Source organism: Streptomyces sp. NPDC028308, from assembly GCF_055565855.1.
This window is the reverse complement of sequence record NZ_JBVHTO010000004.1, coordinates 490,938-510,841: the sequence shown is the minus strand read 5'-3', so window position 1 is coordinate 510,841 and position 19,904 is coordinate 490,938. Positions and strand designations below refer to the sequence as shown.

15 protein-coding genes and 1 pseudogene are annotated in these 19,904 nt (G+C 71.6%); 10 read left to right on the top strand and 6 right to left on the bottom strand.

The annotated features are described in order from the left end of the window. The first annotated feature begins 6 nt into the window (after positions 1-6). Positions 7-69 (top strand): hypothetical protein, encoded by a 63-nt coding sequence (locus tag ACZ4VA_RS12490; RefSeq protein ID WP_392206104.1) that lies wholly within the window; start codon positions 7-9, stop codon positions 67-69. A 220-nt stretch (positions 70-289) separates the two neighbouring features. Here the strand turns inward: ACZ4VA_RS12490 and ACZ4VA_RS12485 are convergent, their stop codons facing one another. Continuing rightward, positions 290-1,474, bottom strand: coding sequence for an aromatic ring-hydroxylating dioxygenase subunit alpha (locus ACZ4VA_RS12485; RefSeq protein WP_356165941.1), 1,185 nt, complete (start codon positions 1,472-1,474; stop codon positions 290-292). A gap of 515 nt (positions 1,475-1,989) precedes the next feature. Next, positions 1,990-2,730 (bottom strand): dienelactone hydrolase family protein, encoded by a 741-nt coding sequence (locus ACZ4VA_RS12480; RefSeq protein WP_355788809.1) that lies wholly within the window; start codon positions 2,728-2,730, stop codon positions 1,990-1,992. Positions 2,731-3,237: 507 nt separating this feature from the next. Here ACZ4VA_RS12480 and ACZ4VA_RS12475 point away from each other — a divergent pair. After that, a complete protein-coding gene (locus tag ACZ4VA_RS12475; protein WP_355788806.1) occupies positions 3,238-3,450 on the top strand; it encodes a DUF4287 domain-containing protein in 213 nt (70 codons plus the stop codon). 282 nt (positions 3,451-3,732) lie between these two features. Here the strand turns inward: ACZ4VA_RS12475 and ACZ4VA_RS12470 are convergent, their stop codons facing one another. Then, positions 3,733-4,143 (bottom strand): FKBP-type peptidyl-prolyl cis-trans isomerase, encoded by a 411-nt coding sequence (locus ACZ4VA_RS12470; RefSeq protein ID WP_356165801.1) that lies wholly within the window; start codon positions 4,141-4,143, stop codon positions 3,733-3,735. 288 nt (positions 4,144-4,431) lie between these two features. On the opposite strand from ACZ4VA_RS12470, the gene ACZ4VA_RS12465 reads away from it, so the two are divergent. From ACZ4VA_RS12465 to ACZ4VA_RS12455, 3 genes are all read left to right on the top strand, one after another. Beyond that, entirely contained in the window at positions 4,432-4,824 is a 393-nt protein-coding gene (locus tag ACZ4VA_RS12465; RefSeq protein WP_355788800.1) for a peptidase inhibitor family I36 protein, read from the top strand. A 122-nt stretch (positions 4,825-4,946) separates the two neighbouring features. After that, complete coding sequence (locus ACZ4VA_RS12460) at positions 4,947-5,861, top strand: hypothetical protein (RefSeq protein WP_468081106.1); 915 nt, start codon at positions 4,947-4,949, stop codon at positions 5,859-5,861. A 182-nt stretch (positions 5,862-6,043) separates the two neighbouring features. Further along, positions 6,044-6,721, top strand: a complete 678-nt coding sequence (locus ACZ4VA_RS12455) for an alpha/beta fold hydrolase (RefSeq protein WP_468081104.1) — start codon at positions 6,044-6,046, stop codon at positions 6,719-6,721. 90 nt (positions 6,722-6,811) lie between these two features. On the opposite strand, the gene ACZ4VA_RS12450 is transcribed toward ACZ4VA_RS12455, so the two are convergent. Further along, positions 6,812-8,722 carry a hypothetical protein gene (locus tag ACZ4VA_RS12450; protein WP_468081102.1) on the bottom strand — a complete coding sequence of 637 codons (1,911 nt, stop codon included), beginning with the start codon at positions 8,720-8,722 and terminating at the stop codon, positions 6,812-6,814. A 283-nt stretch (positions 8,723-9,005) separates the two neighbouring features. Here ACZ4VA_RS12450 and ACZ4VA_RS12445 point away from each other — a divergent pair, with 283 nt between their 5' ends. Together ACZ4VA_RS12445 and ACZ4VA_RS12440 are read left to right on the top strand one after the other, a co-directional pair. Beyond that, positions 9,006-12,866 (top strand): nSTAND1 domain-containing NTPase, encoded by a 3,861-nt coding sequence (locus ACZ4VA_RS12445; RefSeq protein WP_468081100.1) that lies wholly within the window; start codon positions 9,006-9,008, stop codon positions 12,864-12,866. A 196-nt stretch (positions 12,867-13,062) separates the two neighbouring features. Continuing rightward, on the top strand, positions 13,063-13,944 hold the full coding sequence (locus tag ACZ4VA_RS12440; protein WP_468081098.1) for an NlpC/P60 family protein: 882 nt from the start codon (positions 13,063-13,065) through the stop codon (positions 13,942-13,944). Between the two features lie 76 nt (positions 13,945-14,020). On the opposite strand, the gene ACZ4VA_RS12435 is transcribed toward ACZ4VA_RS12440, so the two are convergent. Further along, positions 14,021-15,154 (bottom strand): abortive phage infection protein, encoded by a 1,134-nt coding sequence (locus ACZ4VA_RS12435; protein ID WP_356165782.1) that lies wholly within the window; start codon positions 15,152-15,154, stop codon positions 14,021-14,023. Here ACZ4VA_RS12435 and ACZ4VA_RS12430 point away from each other — a divergent pair. The 3 genes and pseudogenes from ACZ4VA_RS12430 to ACZ4VA_RS12420 all read left to right on the top strand — a co-directional run. Then, positions 15,144-15,722: pseudogene (locus ACZ4VA_RS12430) on the top strand (LysR substrate-binding domain-containing protein); the annotation flags it as partial. The gene ACZ4VA_RS12435 and the pseudogene ACZ4VA_RS12430 sit on opposite strands and share 11 nt — an antisense overlap. A gap of 1 nt (position 15,723) precedes the next feature. Next, complete coding sequence (locus tag ACZ4VA_RS12425) at positions 15,724-16,071, top strand: type 2 periplasmic-binding domain-containing protein (RefSeq protein WP_468081132.1); 348 nt, start codon at positions 15,724-15,726, stop codon at positions 16,069-16,071. A 141-nt stretch (positions 16,072-16,212) separates the two neighbouring features. Then, positions 16,213-16,677 (top strand): hypothetical protein, encoded by a 465-nt coding sequence (locus ACZ4VA_RS12420; RefSeq protein ID WP_356165771.1) that lies wholly within the window; start codon positions 16,213-16,215, stop codon positions 16,675-16,677. Positions 16,678-17,061: 384 nt separating this feature from the next. Here the strand turns inward: ACZ4VA_RS12420 and ACZ4VA_RS12415 are convergent, their stop codons facing one another. Then, positions 17,062-19,791, bottom strand: a complete 2,730-nt coding sequence (locus ACZ4VA_RS12415; protein WP_388904677.1) for an ABC transporter substrate-binding protein — start codon at positions 19,789-19,791, stop codon at positions 17,062-17,064. Positions 19,792-19,904 lie beyond the last annotated feature (113 nt).

The following is a 19,904-nucleotide window of genomic DNA, read 5'->3' as shown; positions in this document are numbered from 1 at the left end:
TACGCACTGCGAGTCCTTGGCCAGTCATACGCCGAACACCCCGCCTACCAGCAGGAATGGCGCCCCTAGCCTTTCAAGGAGACAGTCTCTAGCTGCTCGCTCCACCGCACTCCGTGCACTAGATGGCTCTCTTTGGGCCCCGAGTGGCTGTTTATGGAGCCTTTACACGCCTTTGTGGCGAATATCTGTCGGGCTTCGCCACGGGCGGGGCCGCCCTGCCGGTAGACCATCGACAGACGGGAACCGGCGAACGTAGCCCTTCCGAAACCGCCGCTCCTACGGCGCCACGTCAGCCCCGGGTACCGTCGGCCGCCGCCTCACCGGGATGCGTCACCCGCGTACCTTCCAGCAGGTTTCGCCGCGCCGACCCGGCGGGGCCGCACCCGGATCCGTCCGACGGACGCAGCGGCACGCCGTTGCTGCGCAGCACGTCGCGGACGTCCAGAATCAGCGGGAACACCTCGTGGTTGCGGTCCTCGCCCTGCTCGTCCCAGGCGCGCTGCTCGGCCTCGACCGCCATGCGGTCCTGGGCGAAGACGCGCTCGGTGAAGCGGCGGATGAGGGGCCATGCGAGGTGGATCGCCCCGGGCACCGACGGCTTCGCGATCGTGAGCAGACCGTAGGCGTGGTTCACCCGCTGCTCGGCGTCCTCGGGAACGTAGGCGGCCCACAGCGAGAACGCGGGCTTGTCCGTGCCTTCGGGAACGCCCCGCAGCGTCTGGTACGGGTACTGCGTGCGGATGGTGATCACATCGGGCGTGTCCTTGCCGCCGATCCCCTCCGCTGACAACAGGCCCGCACCCCGGTCCTTACGGCCTCCCGCCGGTACGAACAGGTACCGGGCCTCGACGTGCCGCGGGCCCCTCTCGTAGCCGAGCAACTCGGGCTGGATCCTGCCGAGCACGCCCCGGTGCAGGAACTGGTGGTTCATGTCGAGCAGGTTCTCGTGCATGAACGAGTAATGGCACCGCACGGTCCGGGAGAACGTCATGGTCCGGTGGGCGGGGGAGTGGTACTCGGGCAGGGACGGGAACGGCGCGGCCGCGGCCAGAGCCGCCTCTCCGGGAAACACGAACACCAGGCCGTACGCCTCGCGGACCGGATACGAGCGCACACCGCGAGGCGGCCGCTCGCACCCCTTGGGCAGGTAGGGAATCTGCGAGATGCGCCCATCGCCGCGATAGGCCCAGGCGTGGTAGCAGCAGCGCAGGGTGTCGCCCTCCACCACGCCCATGCTCAGCGGTACCTGGCGGTGCGCGCAGCGGTCCTCCAGCGCGTGGACGGTGCCACTGCTCCCGCGGTAGAGAGCGATGCGTTCGCCGGCGAAGGCGGTCGCGTAAGTGCGGTTGCGCCTCACGTTCCGGGAGGTCGCCACCGGATACCAGTGGTCGGGGGAGATGCCGACCCGCCGCAGGTCGATGCCCGCGCCGGGGCGAGCCGCCGGGGTGGAGTCCGCGAGGGGACGCGCCGGCATCGTCGGGTTGCCGGCGACGTGCCGGTCCGCTCCGGGGCTGCCGGGCCGGGCCTCGGTCATGGGCTGTGCTCCCTTGCGCTAGCGACAGGGCCACGTACGGCCGTGGGGCCGCGGTCGGCTCACGCCGTCCCGTGGCGCTGCCGCACACCGGTCCTCGGTCATGGACGTTCGGCGCGCCGCGGGGGGCTTCAGCTCCCCACGTTCGCCGGGCGAGCCCCGGGCGGCAACCGCGGTGGTGCGTGGGTGGGATGTCCGTCGTGGCGACGGTCCGGAAGCCGACGGGCAGCCGGTGGGTGGAATCTGCGGAGGGTGGTCGCCCGGCGCGGCGGCACTCGGCACCGGAACGAGCCGGTGCCCGCGACACCGGAACGGCTGCGAGCCGCGTGGGCCCCCGCCGGCTCGGCGGGGGCCCACCCACGGCCGTGAACCGCGGCAGAGCCCCGGGATGCGCTCTCGGTGAGCAGCATCCTGGCCGTTCGGGGCTGACGGTCCGCTGAAGGCTTGGCGGCCCGGACCTACTTCAGGTGCCGGGTGAAGAACTGGGCCGCGGCGTCCCCGGCGGACTGCGGGACGCCGGTGTGTCCGCCCATGTTGGCGTGCAGGGACTTCTCCTTGGAGCCGAAGGCGTCGAACAGGTCCAGGGCCGCCTGCCGGTCGTTCCTCTCGTCGTCCCACTGGAGCAGGACGTGCAGCGGGATGGTGACCTGGCGCGCCTCCTCGAATGTGGCGCGCGGTACGAAACTCCCGGCGAAGAGGCCGGCGGCCACGATGCGCGGCTCGACCGCTGCGAGGCGGACGCCGATGGAGATCACCCCGCCCGAGTACCCGACCGGGCCGCCGATCTCGGGTAGCGACAGGAGAGCGTCCAGGGTGGACTGCCATTCCGGGACCGCCGCGTCGACGAGCGGGATGGTGAGGGCGTCGATGATCTCGTCGCTGACCGGCTCGCCGGCTTCCAGGGTGCGGCGCAGGTCGGCGCGGGCCTGTTCGGCGGCGGCCCATCGGGGCCGCTTCCCGCTTCCGGGGAGTTCGATGGTGGCGGCGGCGAAACCGTCCGCCGCGGCCTGCCGGGCCCGCGCCGCCAGCCGCGGGTACATCTTGTCCAGCCCCAGCGGGGGGTGGCCGAGCAGGATCAGCGGCGTCGGTGCGGGAGCGGACGCGGGCGTCCACAGGATGCCGGGGATGTCGCCGAGGGTGAACTCACGTTCGAGGACGCCGTCGTCGAGGCGCTGCTCGGAAGTGAAGTGAAGGGCCATGGTCGTGCCTTTCGGGAGTGCTGCTGAACGGCGCTCCCGGGCGACCTATTGCCCGACCGTGACCCTGGAGGAGAGCACCCATGTCGATTCGTTCACGGGTACCACCTCCTTGTTCTCTCGCACGGCCTTGGCGAAAGTAGCAGGGGTGCGTGTGGCTCGCCAAACGGTTTTCGCGCTGGGCTCCATGACTGGATGTTGAGGAGTCGAAACTGCTCGACGCCCGCAACGCGGGGACCAGCGACCGTCACGTGTCACGCATCGACCTGCCGGCAAGAACCCGCCACCCTGTATGTGGGAACCAGGCTGCGCAGCAGGGAAGTTGACCGGCGGGAGTGGGCCGGCCGCCCCGGCGAGGTGTGTCCGGCGAGAGCGCCCGAACCGATTGTGACCCAGCGCACGTCGTCGGGAGCGACGACTTTCCCGGCCCGGATCGGTCGGACAAACGACAACACCACGCCACCGAGCACCACCGGCGCACCGGGACCGCTGACAGAGGAGAGGGCACCCATGACCGACGCAGTGAAAGGCCCCGCCAGTTACTTCCCTTCCATCGAGAAGAAGTACGGCCGCCCGATCGCCGAGTGGAAGGAGCTCATCCGCGCCTCCCCGCTCACCAGGCACATGGAGCTCGTCAACTGGCTCAAGTCCGAGCACGGCCTGGGCCACGGCCACGCCAACGCCCTTGTCGCCCACACCCTCGCCGAGGACGCCGGCGCCTAGTCAGGCGGGAGCGCGGGGCCAGGCGTTTCTCGGCCTGGCGGTCCGGCAGGCTGAAGTCTGCAGGTGGCGCCCGGTGTCACGGAAGACCGTGACGTCGGGGAGCGGTTCGCAGTGGTCGGGATCAGACGCGAGCCGAGGTGGTCGTTGAAGGTCCGCATCGTCGGACTCCTGCAGGCCGAACGCGTGAAACCCCACATACGCGCTCACGCTCTGCCGCCGTACCAGCTCTTCCATGCCTGCTCCTTCGCCGCTTTGGACCAGCTCGTCAGCGGCGTGCCAGGTTCAGGCCGAGCCGGGCCTCGCTCCGGCGGGCCCGCTCACGACCGTGAGCAGGTCCACGATGAAGATCAGCGTCGAGTCCGCGGGGATCAGCGGAGAGGGTGACTGCCTGCCGTAACCGAGCCGCGGGGGAACGATGATCTCGCGTCGGCCGCCGACCTTCATCCCCCGCACTCCCCGGTCCCAGCCCTTGATGACCTTGCCGCCCCCTACGGCGAACTTGAACGGCTGGTCCCGGTCCCAGGAGGAGTCGAACTCCCTTCCCGACGCGAACGTGACCCCCACGTAGTGAACTTGGACGACATTGCCCGGCCGCGCCTCGGCTCCGTCCCCGACCACGAGGTCTCTGATCGTCAGCTCGGAGGGTGCGTCACCCTCCGGAACCTCGATGCTCGGCTTGGTCGGTTCGCTCATCACGGTCCCATCGCTCGTCACCGGGGCCCCTCGCACGGGCCGGCCGGACACATGGACGATCCATGCGGCAGGCGATCACGCTACCGGCGATGCCCATGCTCCAGGAGGAGGCCTGGCTGCGGCGGTACGCGGTAGCGAGGTTGACCGCCTCCCAGGAAAGGACTGGCCGGAGCCGGTTTCCCTGCCTCCGCGGGCACGGGCAACGGGAAACCGGTCGCCCGGGCGAGGATGCCGCGACCACATTGGGATCCGAGACCAAGCAGCACCATCGACCACGGGGAGACAACCATGCGTTTGAAGAAGTTCGCCGCGGCCGGGGCCGTCCTGGCGGCCACGGTGGCCGGAACGGTCGCCACGTCGGGTTCGGCACAGGCAGCCGGACACAACGGGGTCTGCGAGTCGGCCGAGATGTGCCTGTACTGGGGCGGCAACCTCAGCGGCTCCTTCCACGACTACTTCTACTCCACCAGCGACTTCGGCGGCGACGTCTTCCTGTCCGCCGGCTCCGGCAAGGGCGAACGGGTGAAGAACAACTCGGCGTCGGCGTACAACCGCTGGAGCCTGCTCGGCCGCGTCTACTACAACGAGAACTTCAGCGGCCCCTACGACGACGTGCCGGCCTACGGCTCGGTCAACCTCGTGAGGGCCTGGAACGACAACGCGTCGTTCAACTGGGTGTGACCACGGCACGTGGAAGCCGGCGGGGCTCGTCCGTTCCGGGCGGGCCCCGCGGTTCGCTCGCCCCCCCATGTGTGAGGCGGGGCGCCCATCCGAGTGCGGCACAAGTGAGGAGGGGGAGAGTCATGAACGCGAGGACGCTCGCCGCGGTTGCCGTGGTGATGGTCTGCGCCGTCGGCTGCTCCACCGCGGCGAACGGCGACGGAGGCCCCGGCCGCCCCGCAGTTGAGACGACGCCGACGGTTCTCGACCCGGCGCGGTTGCAACTGCCTCTGGAGCGCTATCAGTTCGACGACAAGGAGTGGGTCCGGCTGAACCGGGCGCAGAACCTCCTGGCCGCGGCGTGCATGAAGCGGTACGGCATCGAGTACCGGCCCCCGGCCGAAAGGCGGGCCGCCGTGGTCCGTTCACGCACCGAGCGGCGCTACGGTCTCGCCGACGCGCGGCTCGCCCGTGCCAGCGGCTACCACCTGCCCGATGCCACACGGACCGCGCCCCCGAGCCCGCCCCGGCTGAGCGCGACTCAGTTGACCGTCCTGGCCGGACCGGCACCCGGCAGTGCTCAGGCGCGCGACCGGGAGCGACTCACCTACCGCGGTGCCGCAGTGCCGGACGGGGGCTGCATGGGCGAGGCCCGGCGCACCCTCGCGGGCAAGGGGCAGCTCGGCGATCCCGACGTCGTGCGGCGCATCGACAGTGACAGCGTGCTCAAGGCGTCCAAGGATCCGAGGGTGAGGCGGGCGTTCCGCTCCTGGGCGGCGTGCATGAGAGGCAAGGGCCACGACTACCGGGATCCCTGGCAGGCCATCAACGACAAGGCGTTCAGCGGCACCCGTGTCTCCGACCGGGAGAAGACCGTGGCGAGGGACGACGTGTCATGCAAGCGGCGTACGAATGTGGTGGGCGTCTGGTATGCCGTCGATGCCGCCTATCAGAAGCAAATCCTGAAGGCGGGCGGTGACCGGGTCGCCCGGCTGGCCGCACGCAAGCACGATCAACTCGTCGCAGCAGACGGGGTGATCCGCGCGTCTGCCGACTGATCGGCGCCTCTCTCTCCTCACCGAACCCGCAGAAGCGGGCGTTGGCCTTCCTCCGGCCCCTCCGCCCCCTCCGCCCCCTCCGCTCCAGAGCTGACCGGAAGGATTGCAGGGTCGCCCGCTTCCTCCGTCGTCGTGGTGCCTTCTGCAAGATCCCGCGGGGTCGGTTGACCTACGATGACGCGGTGAAGTTCGTGATGGTGCCCGGGGGTTGGCAGGGCGGATGGGTCTTCGACCCGGTGGCCGCCGAGCTGCGCCGCGACGGTCACCACGTCGAGGCGGTCACCCTGGCGGGGCTGGAGCCCGACGGCCCGCCCGACGTGGACCGTCCGCCGAACCTCGACACCCATATCGACCAGGTGGCCGAGCTCGTCGGCGGTGGTGACGGGACGCCCGTCGCGCTGTGCGGGCACAGCTACGCAGGCATGGTGATCACGGGTGTCGCGGACCGGCTCGGCGACCGCATCGATCAGCTCGTCTACATCGACGCCTACGTCCCGGACGACGGTGACTCGTGCTGGTCGCTGACCAGTGATCGCTTCCGCGAGATGTTCATGGCCGGTGCCCGCGCCGACGGTCGATGGGTGACCGTTCCCGACGGGCTCGACCCCCGCGCGCGACCACACCCGCTGGCGAGCCTCGTGCAGTCGATCAGGCTGACAGGCACCCCCGGCCCCGCGCCACGCCGCACCTTCATCAGTGGTGGTCCGTGGCAGGGAAGCCCGTTCACGACACTGACCGAACGGCTTCGGGACGACGCCGGATGGCGATTCCTCGAGATCCCCGTCGGCCACAACATCGCCCGCCGGGACCCGCACCGCCTGGCGGTCGCTCTGGGCTCGTTGTCGACCAACTCGGCCTGATCAAAAGCGCGTTCGCGCTCGCCGCAGCGGTGGGTCACCAGGTCGCGCACGGACGCGAGCCGTCTCGCATGCGGGCCCGGATGACGGAGCTCAGCGTCGGGGTGCCTCAGCCGCGGCGAGGAGGCGGTACAGGACGGGGACCGGGATCGCGGGGTTGGCGCTCGCCGAGGAGGCCGTGTCGCGGTCGTGCAACAGCCCCGCCAGGACGCGGGCCGGCAGCCGCGGGTTGCGCACCACAATGCCGCGTACGTGGGAATCCGGGTCGTTCAGCAGCCGCACCGCGTCGGCCGGAGACAGCCGCGAGTCCTCAGCCGCGCGACGGCGCACTTCGGCTTCGGGATCCCGGGCCAGGCGGGCGACGTCGGCCGGTGTCGACTCAGGGTCGTCCAGGACCAGCCGGCGCATGCGCCCGCTGCTGTCGGCGCTGTAGCGCAGCAGGCCCGCGCGGGGGAAGTTCGGGTGACTCCGGGGCCGGTCGGGGTGGCTGAAGCTGCCGTCCCACCATCGCCAGACCTCCAGCAGCAGGTCGGCCGGCGCGTCCTCGCACGACTCGGCGAGGAACAGGCGCACAGCTCGGTCCTCGTCCCGCGCCAGGCGCGCCACGACCTCCGGCGGGAGGTGCCGGGCTCGCGCCACGCTGCGGCGGACCAGCGGATGGCACGACGCGGCGAGACGGCGCATCGCGTCGGCGTCCCCGTGCAGGTCCTCCACCCAGGACAGGGTGTGCGACATCGACGTCGGGTCGAAGTCGTGGCGGACCGCGGCACGTTGCTCCTCGGTGAGGTCGGGGCGCAGCGCCACGGCGGAGCGGACCTCGTCCCGCGGGTCCTCGGCCAGTACGGCGACGCCGTGCGCGCTGAGGCCAGGGTTGGCGGCCAGTGCCCGACGTACCTCCGTGTCCCCGTCGCGGACCAGTTCCGCCTCCAACTCGGCTGCAAAGCAGCACCGTTCGAGCGCCGGCCGCGGGTCGGGCAGGGCGGCGAAGACCTCGTGAGGCATGGGTACGCCGGTGTGGTGGGCGAGCAGCGCAGCCGTTCGCACCGCGTGGTCGGCGTCCGTCGACAGCCGCTCCCGCAAGGGCGCGTCGAGGTCCTCCCACCGGGCACAGGCCGCCACCCGCACCCGGGTGTCCGCGTCGGTCGCGAGGCTCCGCAGGTACCGCGCGGGAAGTCGCGGGAGTTCGGCGGCTCGTGCGCGGGCCGGGCCTGCGAGGAGGTCGTCGTACAGGTCCTGGGGGAGTACGGCGTCCCAGGCCAGGGCATGCTCCGCCCACAGCACGCGTCGCTCGGGCGACGGCTCGGCGCGGATCAGGCGTACCCACTGCTCGGAAGTGAGCTTGGGCCGGAAGGTGTCGGCGGGCCTTGACCGCACCCGCGGGTCGGGGTGGTCCACGGCGGCGTCGAGGACTGCGGGGCGGTCGCATCCGTGCAGGAAGCCGTCTGTCACGTCCAGCAGCCGGATCAGCAGTTCGTCCGTCGCGGCCGGATTGGACCCGATGCCCTCCGCCCAGTGCAGAGGCCACGCACGTGAGCCGGGCACCGCCGTCCACACCTCGGCGCGCTCGTCCTGCGTCTCGCGCCCGGCGGCCTCGGCGACCTCGTCCAACTGCTCGGGCAGCCGGTCGAGGGCCGTTACCCGGGGCCCACCCGCACCGGGCAGTACCGCCAGCAGCACCTGACCGTCGAGGGAGAGCGCCACGAAGCCGGGATCGTCGGTCAGCTCCGGCACGCCGCCGCCGACGTGCCGCACCCGCGTCCACCATGAGTCGTTGCCGCCGATCCGGTGCCTGAGCACCGCCACCAGGAACTCGCCGTCGGCATCGCGGAGTCGGTCCCACCACGCGGCATCCAGGACCTCCCGTTCCGCGCCGTCCGGCGCCGCGATCCCCCGCGCGATCCGCCAGCCGGCCTCCGGGGGGCACAGGCCGCCCGGGCGTACGTCCTCCACGACCTCAACGCCGGCGCGGGTGAGTAGTGCGTGGAGTTTCTCGTGGTGCTGCATGTGGTCATGATCCGAGCCGCTCCGCGGTCGGACAAGATCCGTGGCCGGGGCCGAACCGGCCTTTGCCCGCCTCCGCTCCGTTCACTGCCGAGGAGTGCAGGACGGCCACCCGCCGTGCCGACTCCTCCCGACCGGTGGTCCATGGCTCCCGTCATCTCACCGCCACCCCTCCGGAGTACGTTCTTCCGGCGCCCCGCGGTATGTCGGTGCCGGGCTGTAGCGTGATGAGTTCGCCGGTCTTGACCGGGCCGGCGGCTCAGCACGGACTGCCATGGGGGTTGGCATGGACGAGCGATCGGACACGCGGGGAAGCGCTTTCGGAGCAGGGAGACCGGGCTCCGATGCGGCCGGTTTCGCCGTGCGGCTGCGGCAGTTGCGCCACGAGCGGGGCCTCTCACTGGCGGCTCTGTCACGCCAGGTGCACTACAGCAAGGGCTACCTGAGCAAGATCGAGAACGGCGCGAAACCGCCCACGGAGGACGTGGCACGCCGGTGTGACGACGTGCTGTCCGCCGGGGGAGAGCTGCTGCGGCTGTTACCGAGGGCCATAGGCGAAGGCGCCGCGGAGCGAGTCGTGACGGGAGAGGCCGAACGAAGCCCGTACCGGGGGCTGTCGGCTTTCACCGCCCAGGACACGGAGTGGTTCTTCGGCCGGGAACAGGCGACTGCCGCCCTGCTGGACCGGGTCTTCGAGCGCGTCGACCGCGGGCCGCTGATGCTGGTCGCGCCCTCGGGTTCCGGCAAGTCCTCGCTCCTCAACGCCGGTCTGATGCCCCGGATGCGTGGTGGGGCGCTGCCCATGGCCAGCTCCGCCCGGTGGCCGGTCGTCGTGCTGACACCCACCGCGCACCCTCTGCAGGAACTGCTGTACAGCGTGGCCAAAGTCCTCGGTACCGATCTCGGCGTCACCGCCGACGACGTGGCGCGCGACCCGCGCCTGCTGCTGCGGGCCGTGGACGCGGTCACCGGTGACGGGCCGGAGGCAGCGCGGGGGGAGCGGTCGCCGCGCCACCGTCTGGTGCTGCTGGTCGACCAGTTCGAGGAGGTCTTCACCCTGTGCGCCGACGAGTCCGAACGGCGTGCGTTCATCCGGGTGCTGTCGGAGTCGGCAGCCGCGGAGCCGGCCGGGAGGCGGGCCACGGGACCGGAGCCGCCGGCGGCCGTCGTGGTGCTGGGCGTGCGTGCCGACTTCTGCGGCCGCTGCCTCGAACACCCGGAGCTGACCGCGGCCTTCGCCGACGGCCTGTTCGTGCTCGGCCCCATGACGGTGGGGGAGTTGCGCACCGCGATCACCCGCCCGGCGGAGCGGGCCGGTCTGACGATGGAGAACGGCCTGGTCCAGCTCATCCTGCGTGACCTCCAGCCGTTCTCCGACCCCCGCACCGGTCCGGCCGACTCCACGCCGGCCCCGCGTGGCGCGCTCCCCCTGCTCTCCCACGCGCTGCTGGCCACCTGGCAGCACCGTGAGGGCCGCGTCCTGACCCTCGCCGGATACGAGCGCACCGCGGGCATCCGGGGAGCGGTCGCCCGGACCGCGGAGGACGTCTTCGCGCGGCTCCATCCGGGCGAACAGAAGATGATCCGCCGCATGCTGGTGCGGCTGGTGCACGTCGACGAGGACGGCGGACAGACTCGGCGCCGGGTGGACCGGGCCGCACTGCTGGAGCAGCCGGACGAGGGGGAGGACGCCGCCCGGGCACTGGACGCGTTCGTCCGCGCGCGCCTGATCACCCTGGACAGCGACACCGTGGAGATCACCCACGAGGCGCTGCTGCACGCCTGGCCGCGACTGCGCGGATGGATCGAGGCGGGCCGCGCCGGGATGCTCGTCCAGCAGCAACTCGCCGACGCCGCCGCGGAATGGGAGCGCGAGGCGCGGGATCCGTCGGTCCTCTACCGCGGCGGCCGGCTGGCCACCGTCCGGCTGTGGGCGGCCGAGGACGTGGACGGCGCGGCGGCACTCAGTCCCCAGGAGACGCGGTTCCTCGCGGCGAGCGAGGCGGAGGAGCGCCGTGGTCTGGAGCAGGCCCGGCGGCAGGGCCGTCAGCAGCGGCGGCTCCTGGCGATGCTGACCGTGCTGCTGGCCCTGGCCGTGACCGCCGGCGCCCTGGCGGTGCAGCAGCGCTCCAGCGCGCTGGAGAAGGGGCGCGTCGCCCGTTCGCAGGCCCTCGCCGTGGCCTCCACGTCACTGGCGGCCGGCCGACCCGAGGAGTCCATGCTCATGGCCGCGCGGGCCTACCGCACGTCGCCGACCACGGAGGCCCGCGGTGCGCTGCTCAGCACGCAGGCCCAGTACTTCGCCGGCCGGTTGACCGGTCAGCACGGGCCCGTCAATGACGTGGCCTTCGACCCCGCGGGCAGGCGCCTTGCGACGGCCAGTTCGGACGGCACCGTCGCGGTGTGGCGGACCTCGGACCGCCGGCGGATCGCGACCGTCGACGGGTCCGGCCGGGTACGGTCGGTCGCCTTCAGCGCCGACGGGCACCTGCTGGCGGCGGGCCGCACGGACGGCACGGTGCAGATGTGGGACACGGTGCGCGGACGGACCGTGGCGACCGTGCGGGCGCACGCCGGGCGGCTGGGAGACGTCGTGTTCGAGTCCCGGGGCCGGCGCTGGGCCTCGGCGGGCGCCGACGGCCGGATCCGGCTGTGGAACGGCCTTTCGCTGCGGCCGGTCACCACCTTGACCGGCCACAGCGGAGGCGTCGACGCGTTGTCCTGGTCGCCCGACGGCCGATCCCTTGCCTCCGGGGGCGCCGACGGGACCGTACGTCTGTGGGACGTGACCGGACACCGCGAGCCGGTGGTGCTCACCGGCCACACCGACGAAGTGCTGGGTACCGCGTTCAGCCCGGACGGCCGCACCCTGGCCACGGGCGGCGCCGACCGGACCGTACGCCTGTGGGACGTGAAGGGGCACAAGCCGGTCGCCACGCTCACCGGTCACGGCGACGACGTGAACGCCGTGGCGTTCACGCCCGACGGCACCACGGTGGTGAGCGCGTGCGGCGACGGAGCCGTGCGGCTGTGGGACGTGTCCGGCCGCCGTCTCACCACCACGCTGGCCGGACACACGGACTACGTGATGGGCGTGGCGGTCAGTCCGTCCGGCGCCCTGCTGGCCAGCGCCGGGTTCGACCAGTCCACCGTGATCTGGGATCTGGACCGCTCCGTGCTCACCGCGAGACCCTTCACCGAGGTGTGGAAGGCGGCCTACAGCCCGGACGGGACGCTTTTGGCGAGCGCCGACGCGGACCACACCGTCCGCTTGTGGGACGTGGCCGAACACCGGCAGCTGGCGGTGCTCAAAGGGCACCGGGGCTCCGTGTTCGCGGTGGCGTTCAGCCCCGACGGCCGCACCCTCGCCTCGGCCGACTCCGACGCGACCGTCCGCCTGTGGAACGTGGCGGAACGCAGACAACTGGGCGTGCTGAGAGGGCATTCGGGATCCGTGTTCGCGGTGACGTTCGCGCCGGACGGCCGCACCCTGGCGTCGGCCGGGTCCGACCACACCGTGCGGCTGTGGGACACGGCGACCCGTCGACGGCTGGCAACGCTGCGCGGCCACACGGACTTTGCCAACGATGTCACGTTCAGCGCGGACGGCCGGACCCTCGCCAGCGCCGGGGACGACTTGACGGTACGCCTGTGGGACGCGGCACGACAGCGCCCGCTGGGAGTACTGCGAGGACACTCCGGCGCGGTACGGGGGGTCGCCTTCAGTCCGGACGGCCGGACCCTGGCCAGCAGCGGAAACGACGGCACCGTACGGCTGTGGCGCACCGCGAACCGGCGCCTCGTGGCAACCCTCTCCGGCCACACCGGCGCCGTGCGGGGGGTCGCCTTCAGCCCGGACGGCCGCACCCTGGCCAGCAGCGGCAACGACCGTTCCGTACGGCTGTGGGACGTGACGGGACATCGGCAGCTCGCCGCGCTGACGGGCCACATCAACGCGGTGTGGGGCGTCGCCTTCGCCCCGGACGGCCGGACCCTGGCCAGCGCCGGCAACGACGGCACGGTGCGGCTGTGGGACCTCGACCTCGACGCCCGACTCGCCGCCGTGTGCCGGCTCGGCGGCACAGCCGACAGACGCGGACGAGGCGCCGCCGCCCGGCCGGGCGCCGACGCGTCCTGCGACGCCTGACGGCGCCGTGCCGCTGAAGGCGGTGGTGGGCAGGGGGTTTCCCGGAAGGGTTTCCCGTTTCCCGCCCCTATGGTCGACCCCGCGTCCCTGGACACGGCCGTCCAGGCCGAACCAGCCTTACGGCGAAGGCATCGCCACCGGGTACGGCACCGCACCGGACGACGAGCCCCGAAAACCGACCGACGGGGGAGACCACATGCGCACGCGCATCCGCGGCAAACTCATCACGATCCTCACCTTCCTCATGGCTCTGCCGGCCATGGTTCTGCTGGGCCCTCTCAGCGGGACCGCGTCAGCCGCCACACCACCCGCCCAGCGGGCCGCCGACACCTGCGGCGTGCTGGCACCGGGCGCCTCCGACGCCGCGGCCAGAGCGGTGGCGGCGGCCTGCACGCAGGTCGCCGCCGGCACCTGGTACAGCTGGGGCGGCGGCCACGGTGCCCAACCCGGCGCCACCTACGGCCAGATCGACCCCACCGATCCCGCCAGCGAACACGACCCCGAGCGCAAAGGCTTCGACTGCTCCGGCCTGGTCCGCTACGCCTACGCGCAGGCGGCCGGCTCCGACATCCTCAACGGCAGCGCGGACACCCAGTACTACAGCGTCCGCGCCGCCGCACGCTTCACCGCCGCCCAGGGCCAAGCGCCCTTGCTCCCTGGCGACCTGCTGGCCTACGGCACCTCCGACAACATCCATCACATCGCCATCTACCTCGGTGCGGGCAAGATGGTCGAGGCCAAGCAGTCCGGCACCCGGATCATGGTCAGCGAAGTGCGTCTGGGCGGTGACTACTTCGGCGCCCTGCGCGTCAACACCGGCCCCGTGACCGGCCATGTGCACCGCACCTGGGGCACCGGGGTGTGGACCCACGCCGAGGCTTCGACCCCCAGCCGGCGTGTGTACGCCTTCCCCGACGCGACCACGATCCGCGTCGAGTGCCAGAAGCACGCGGAGACGGTCACCGCCGAGGGCTACACGAACGACGTCTGGTCCTACCTGCCCGACTACCGGGCCTGGGTCACCAACATCTACCTCCAGGGGCCGGCCTGGCTGGACGGGGTGCCCACCTGCTCCTAGCGCGGTCGGTCAGGGACACCGCTCCTGACCCCGGGGCACGGCACGTCCTGTGCCGGGCCCTGTGGCGTGAGCGGCGTCAGTGGTGCCGTGCCGCCCTCGCGTACCGGCGGGCCAGCGCGTGGAACGCCTCCTTCGGTTCCCAGTGCCGACCCGACTCCGGGTCGCCGGGGCGGTCCTCGATCGTCTTCACGATGCTGTAGCTCGCCATGTCGAGGTCCAGGCGCGGCTCCCGGCGGTGCGGGGCGTCGGGAGTGACGAAGGTGTACGCGTGCGCCGCGTACAGACCCATCGACTCGAACACCGACAGCACGTCGGTCAGATACGCCGCCTGGGTGCGCTCACTGCGCACCAGCCCGTCCTTGACCCGCGGGGGCTGCTGGTCGTAGTCGACGACGTCCCAGCCCATGCCGCCCAGCTCGGGTGCGCCCCTGTAGGTGCAGCAGCCGAACTCCATGATGGCGAGCGGTTTGCCGAACCGGGTGTACCGGGACAGTTCCCGGACGTGGTCGCGGCGCTGCCGGAAGTAGCCGTAGTAGTCGATGCCGACGATGTCGAAGAGGCTCCAGTCGACGTCCTCGTCCTGCGCGGCGGCGTACGTCAGCCGCCCGTTGAAGACGGACCGGCCCACGGAGGCGGCGCGCGCGGTGAAGCGCCGCAGCAGGCGCGCCGTGCGCACCGGGTCGTAGTTGCCGGTGAGCAGGTTCTCGACGCGTTCGCGGACATCGGCCCCGGGGACGATGCCGGGCACGAACAGGATGAACTCGCAGCCGACGCTGAGGTGCACGCCGGCGCCCTGACGCCGCAACCGTTCGGCGTACCTGCCCGTCTCCGCCAGCTGGTCGAGGATCTCCCGCTGCGGGATGTCGGCCGGTGTCGGCTCCAGCCAGACGTGCAGTCCGCGCTCGGCGGCCTCGGCGGCCGTCGTGGTGAGCCGTCCGACGCCGTCGCCGGTGACCTTGACGGCACCGGCGTGCAGGTCCTGCCGGACGGCCCGGATGTCCCGGCGCATCCGCGCGGCGCTCCACGCGGTGCCGGGCGTCTCACCTTCTCCGACCTCGTAGACCACACCCCGGTGGGTCAGCCCTCGGCCGCCCCTGTCTCCTGCCCGCGGACCGCCTGCCGTGGCGACCGCCGAACCCGCCGGCAGTGCTGCCGCGGCGCCCGCCCCCGCCGCCATCGCCAGAAACCGGCCTCGAGTGATGTCCCGCATCGCGCCTCCCCGTCCCGTCGTGCCACCAGTGTGGGAAACGGCCCCGCCGCGGGGCGTCCGCCGATGGTCTACGGACGGCAGACGAAGGGAGGCGACCGCGCGACTTCCGGCACCACTGCTCGTCGACGCCGGCAGCGCGAGGGGATCGGGGTGTGTGTGCCCTTGGGGCGTCAGACGGCGGTGCGGCGGCCGTTCACCGGCAGCAGACGCCCTGAAGAACGGAACGCGCATCCACAGGAGTTTGGCCGCGCGCACCGGGGAGAGCGCGGCCAGACGCCGGATCGGCATTCCCCTGGAACTGCCGACCGACCTGCTGTCCAAGGCACTGCTCGAACTCTCCACCGCCCACCCCGGCACCAGGGTCCAGGCCCGGCACCTCTCCACCTCCGCGCAGATCACGGAACTACACAAGGGCACCCTTGATCCGGGTCTCCTGCGAGAGCGCCCTCTGGGGCAGGAGCTCGACGCGATACTGGTGGTCGAGCAGCGTCTGGGCGTACTGTTCGCGACCGAGCGTGCCGTCGAGCTCGCCAGACCCGACGGCATCCGCCTGGACGCGCTGAACGCACTTGCGTCGGTCGGTTTCCCCCGCTCCGGCAGCCGCCTGGTACGACGAGCTCACCGGCATCCTGCGCAGCCACGGAATCGACCCGGGCTCGCAGGTCCCCGACGGCCGGCCGTTGACCGCCGAGGTCAAGCTCGCCTCCGTGAGCGTCGGACGCGCCTTCACCCTGGCGCCGCCGGGTTGGTCCCAACCTCTGCCGGACACCGTCACCTGGTTCCCGCTGGTCGGTCACCCCGTCGTCCGGCGCACCTGGGCCGTGTGGAACGCGGGTTCCCACCGCCGGGATCTCGGCCACTTGGTCGCCGCCTTGGGCCAGCCCCGCACGAAAGCAGCGCCCGGCACGACGAGTTGAGGATCGATGGCATGCCGGGCACCGCTACGGGGCGCCAGTCCGGTCCCGCGTCACCGGATCGGCCACCCCCTTTCGTCTCGGCGTAATCCTGAATCCTGTGGCGGGTAGGGCGACAGGACCCCTTCCTCTAGAGTCCTGCGCATGGACATGCGCAGGATCATCGCGGTGCTGACCGAGGAAGCGGAACGGCAGGTCCAGGACCAGGTGTGGAGAATGGCGCCGGGCGAGCGCGCACTCGCCCACGAGGCCGAGGCCGGCCTGCGCGACGCTGTCGGCCCACCTGAGGTCCAGGAGGCCTTACCGGACATCGAGCGGCTCGAACACCTGCGGGAAACGCTCGCGGTGCTGGCCATCTCCCTCGCGCGCACGCACGGGCGTCTGGCCTGGTTCCTCTCCGGCGCCCTCAACGCACTCGAGCCGGTTCTGCGCTGGCGCGCCCTGCCCGCTGACGGCGGTGGCACCTTCGGCACCGTCCTGCCGAGTCCTGAGGAATACACGGAAGCGGAGGATGCCGTCCGCCGGCTCCAAGAGGCTCTCGCGCGGATCGCCGCCGAAGAGATCGACCTCGGGAGGGTGCGCCCGGATCGGCAGGCAGACGGGAACTGAGCGCCCTCTCCTGTCTCGGTGGCCGGGGGATCGGTGCATTCCGAACAGCGCGATGCCCAAGCCTGCCCGGCCTCGTCGCCGCGCTGGGCGGCGACCGCACGAGATCGCCCCGAACCGGTCCGGCACGCCACCAGCGGTGCTGAAGCATGAACAAAGCCGGACGGGGTAAGTGAACGCGGTTGGCCGAGGGAGGACCGCGACCTGGGGAGGTCGAACGCGTCCTTCCTCGGCCTCTTGCCTTCGTGACCTGCTGTTCGCCTGTGGCTCTGTGCGCCACGCCCCGCACGAGCAGGCGCCCGGCCCGATGAAGATGATCTCCGTCGAGCCGGGCGTGCCCGCCCTTCGCCCGGGACCCTCCTTACCGCAGTCGGGTCAGCCGCCTGCCTACTGGACGGCGCAAGGGCCCTCGTCCGAGCGGTCGGTCCTGTCTTGCCGGTAGGCCCCGCACGCCAACGCCACCTTGGGCCCCTGGTCCGACTGGCGCAGCAGGACCAGGGTCTTGTCCCGCGGAGGCATGTTGCTGCCCTGGCCGTAGGAGACGTAGCCGGTGGCACCGTCGAAGGTGATGCCGCTGCGCAGCGCGGTGAGCATGGCGTTGGGGTCCACGTCGCCCTGGCCGGATAGGGCCATGTCAGCCGCGCGGGACAGGACGTGGAAGGCGTCGTACGACACGGCGGAGTGGCCGTCGTCGCGCCAAGGGTCGTCCTTGGCGGCTCCCGGGACGAAATCGTCGTAGATGCTCACGAACTGCTTGGTCTTGTCGTCGGCGGCACTGTCGCCGGCCGGCATCCGATGCGCCGAGTAGTACAGCCGCAGCCAGGTCTTGTCGTTGAATTCGCCGGTGAGCGCGACGTTCGTCAGCTCATTGCCGCCCAGCATGGTGATGTCGCGGCGTGTGCATGTCCCCTGCGTGTCAAGGGCGTTGACGAAGGCGATGAAGTCGCGGGCACGTGCGGACCAGTAGACGATCGCCGGGTCGGAACCGCCCAGCGCGTCACAGACGGTCTCGGCGAGATCGTGGGCGCTCTTCATCTTCGGCGTGCCGGGGGGCGCCCCCGAGAAGTCGCTCGTCTGGGAGAAGTTGATGAGGTGAGTGGTGCCGCGGAAGTCACTGCGGAACTTGTCCGCGAGGCTCTTGCTGTACAGGTCCGCCGGGCTCTGGATCACGACGGCCCGTTCGGCCGGCTCGCACCCGCCCGAGGGGCGAGCGATGACGGGGGAGCGGGTGGCGAAGTTCGCCGCGATGCGCGCTTCGGCGCTGTTGAGCGGCGTGAACGGCCAGTAGTTGGCGCTGACCAGCATCTCGTCGGCGGTGGCGGTCGTGCCGATGACCGGAAGGCCGGCCTGCTCCAGGATCCTCAGAGCGTTGCGGGTGGCCTCCTTGCTCTGGGCGAAACCGAGTACGCCGACCACCTCCTCGTACGTCCTGCCGTCGGTGCCCAGGCTGCCTTCCCTGATCTGGCCGACGAGTTTCCGTGCCTGCTTTTCGGCGTCCGCGAAACCCTCGCCGCTCGGGCGTACGTCGACCCGCAGCGGTACCCGGGAATCGTCGGAGATCGCGTCGTCGTTGAGCTTGCGCTGCCACATGGCGATGCCGCGCAGCTCCGGAATGGTCCCGTCGAACAACGTGTCCGTTTTCGAGGTCGGACCGTTCGACGTGAACGCCACGACCGTACGCACCGTCTTGCCCTGCGCCGCGAAGTTCTCGGCCCTTCGGTTCTGGGCGCGGATCTCCGCCAGCGTCTGGTCGTACCACTGCTTGGGATGCAGTGGGATGGGCCGGCTGTACTTGCTTCCCGCGACCGGCATGTCGCCGGCGACGCACTCACTGTTCTGCGGCTTCTCCGGGATGAGGAGACGGGCCGCGCCGACTCCCACCAGCCCCACGGCCAGTGCGGTGCCGCCGGCCACACCGGCACTCATCACGCGCCCGCTGATGCGATAGGAGGCCGGTGACGTCGGGCGGATGAACAGCCCCTCCCGCGTGAAGGGCTCTTCCTTCAGCCGCACCCAGACGACGTCCGGGCCGGACTGGTGCAGCAGGCGTCCCGCCGAAGTGAGGCCGGACACGGCCGGACTGCCGAGGTCCGCCAGCAGTTGCTGCGAGGGCCTCCCGACCGCGATGACCAGGGGCCCCGGTGACTGGCCGGTGTTCCTGCGCTCGCGGTGAAAAGCCCGCAGGAAGCGCTCCACGGCCACGGCGCTCGGTCTCTCCGGCCGGGGCAGCGGCAGCAGTAACACGGGACGCGCGGTGCGGCGGCGTTGCAAAGGCCGCCACCTGCCGACCGCGGGTGCCTTCAGGTCCTCCAGCAGTGCCCGCGTCAGCAGCGCCTCCAGGGCGGCCAGAGATTCCTGGTGCCGGGGATGGTCCAGCGGCAGCACGAGCCGCGACATCTGCCGGTCGGCCACCTCGTCCATCACCGCGAACAGTGTCTCGGCGTCCCCGGTCATGCCCAGCATCCCGCCCAGCCACCGCTGACGGGCAGGGCGCAACAGGCGCGGCGCACGCACCATCCGCCGGGTCTTGCGCCGCTCCCACCACCAGCGCGGGAAGGTCCTGGTGACGCCGTGCCACAGGGAGCCGAGCAGCCAGCCACGCAGCCCGCCGACCGGTGGCGATTCACCACCGCCCAGCGCCCAGAGGAAGGCCTGCAAGCGCCCCTCGCGCCGCTGATGACGGTTGATGCGCAGCTGCTCGTGCGCGTGATCGCGCAGCGCGGCCGCCCCCGGAGCCTGCCGTTCCTCGGCGTGTGCGCGGATGTAGGCGACCGAGTCCCACAGTGGCCAGAAGCCCGGCAGCCGGTCGGGCGTCATGTGCCGGGGCATGCCGCGGCCCAGTCCGCGGGCCGCCGCGCCGGACAGGAGTGCGGAGCCGTCGTCGGCCGTCGGAAGGGCGTACGGCACGAGTTTCGCGTCCTGCTGACCGCGCAGCGCCCGCTCCAGCGCCTCTACGAGCCGCCGCACCCGGCGGTCGTACTCGGCGTCGTCCCCGGCGACGTCCAGGATCATCAGCGGAGGTGTGTGGGCGAGCATGTCGCGGTCGGCTGGTGACACCGCCTGACGGAACTCGCGGACGAAGTCGTCGGCACCCTCGTCGTCGGGAAACCCGCTCAAGTCATGGTGAGGCCCGGCCATGGAAGATCCCCCTCAAATCCCCCTGGGCAGGCCCCTTCTACCGGCCTGCCGTGACTGTACTGAGGTGCAGAGGTTACTTGCAGTACTCGCTC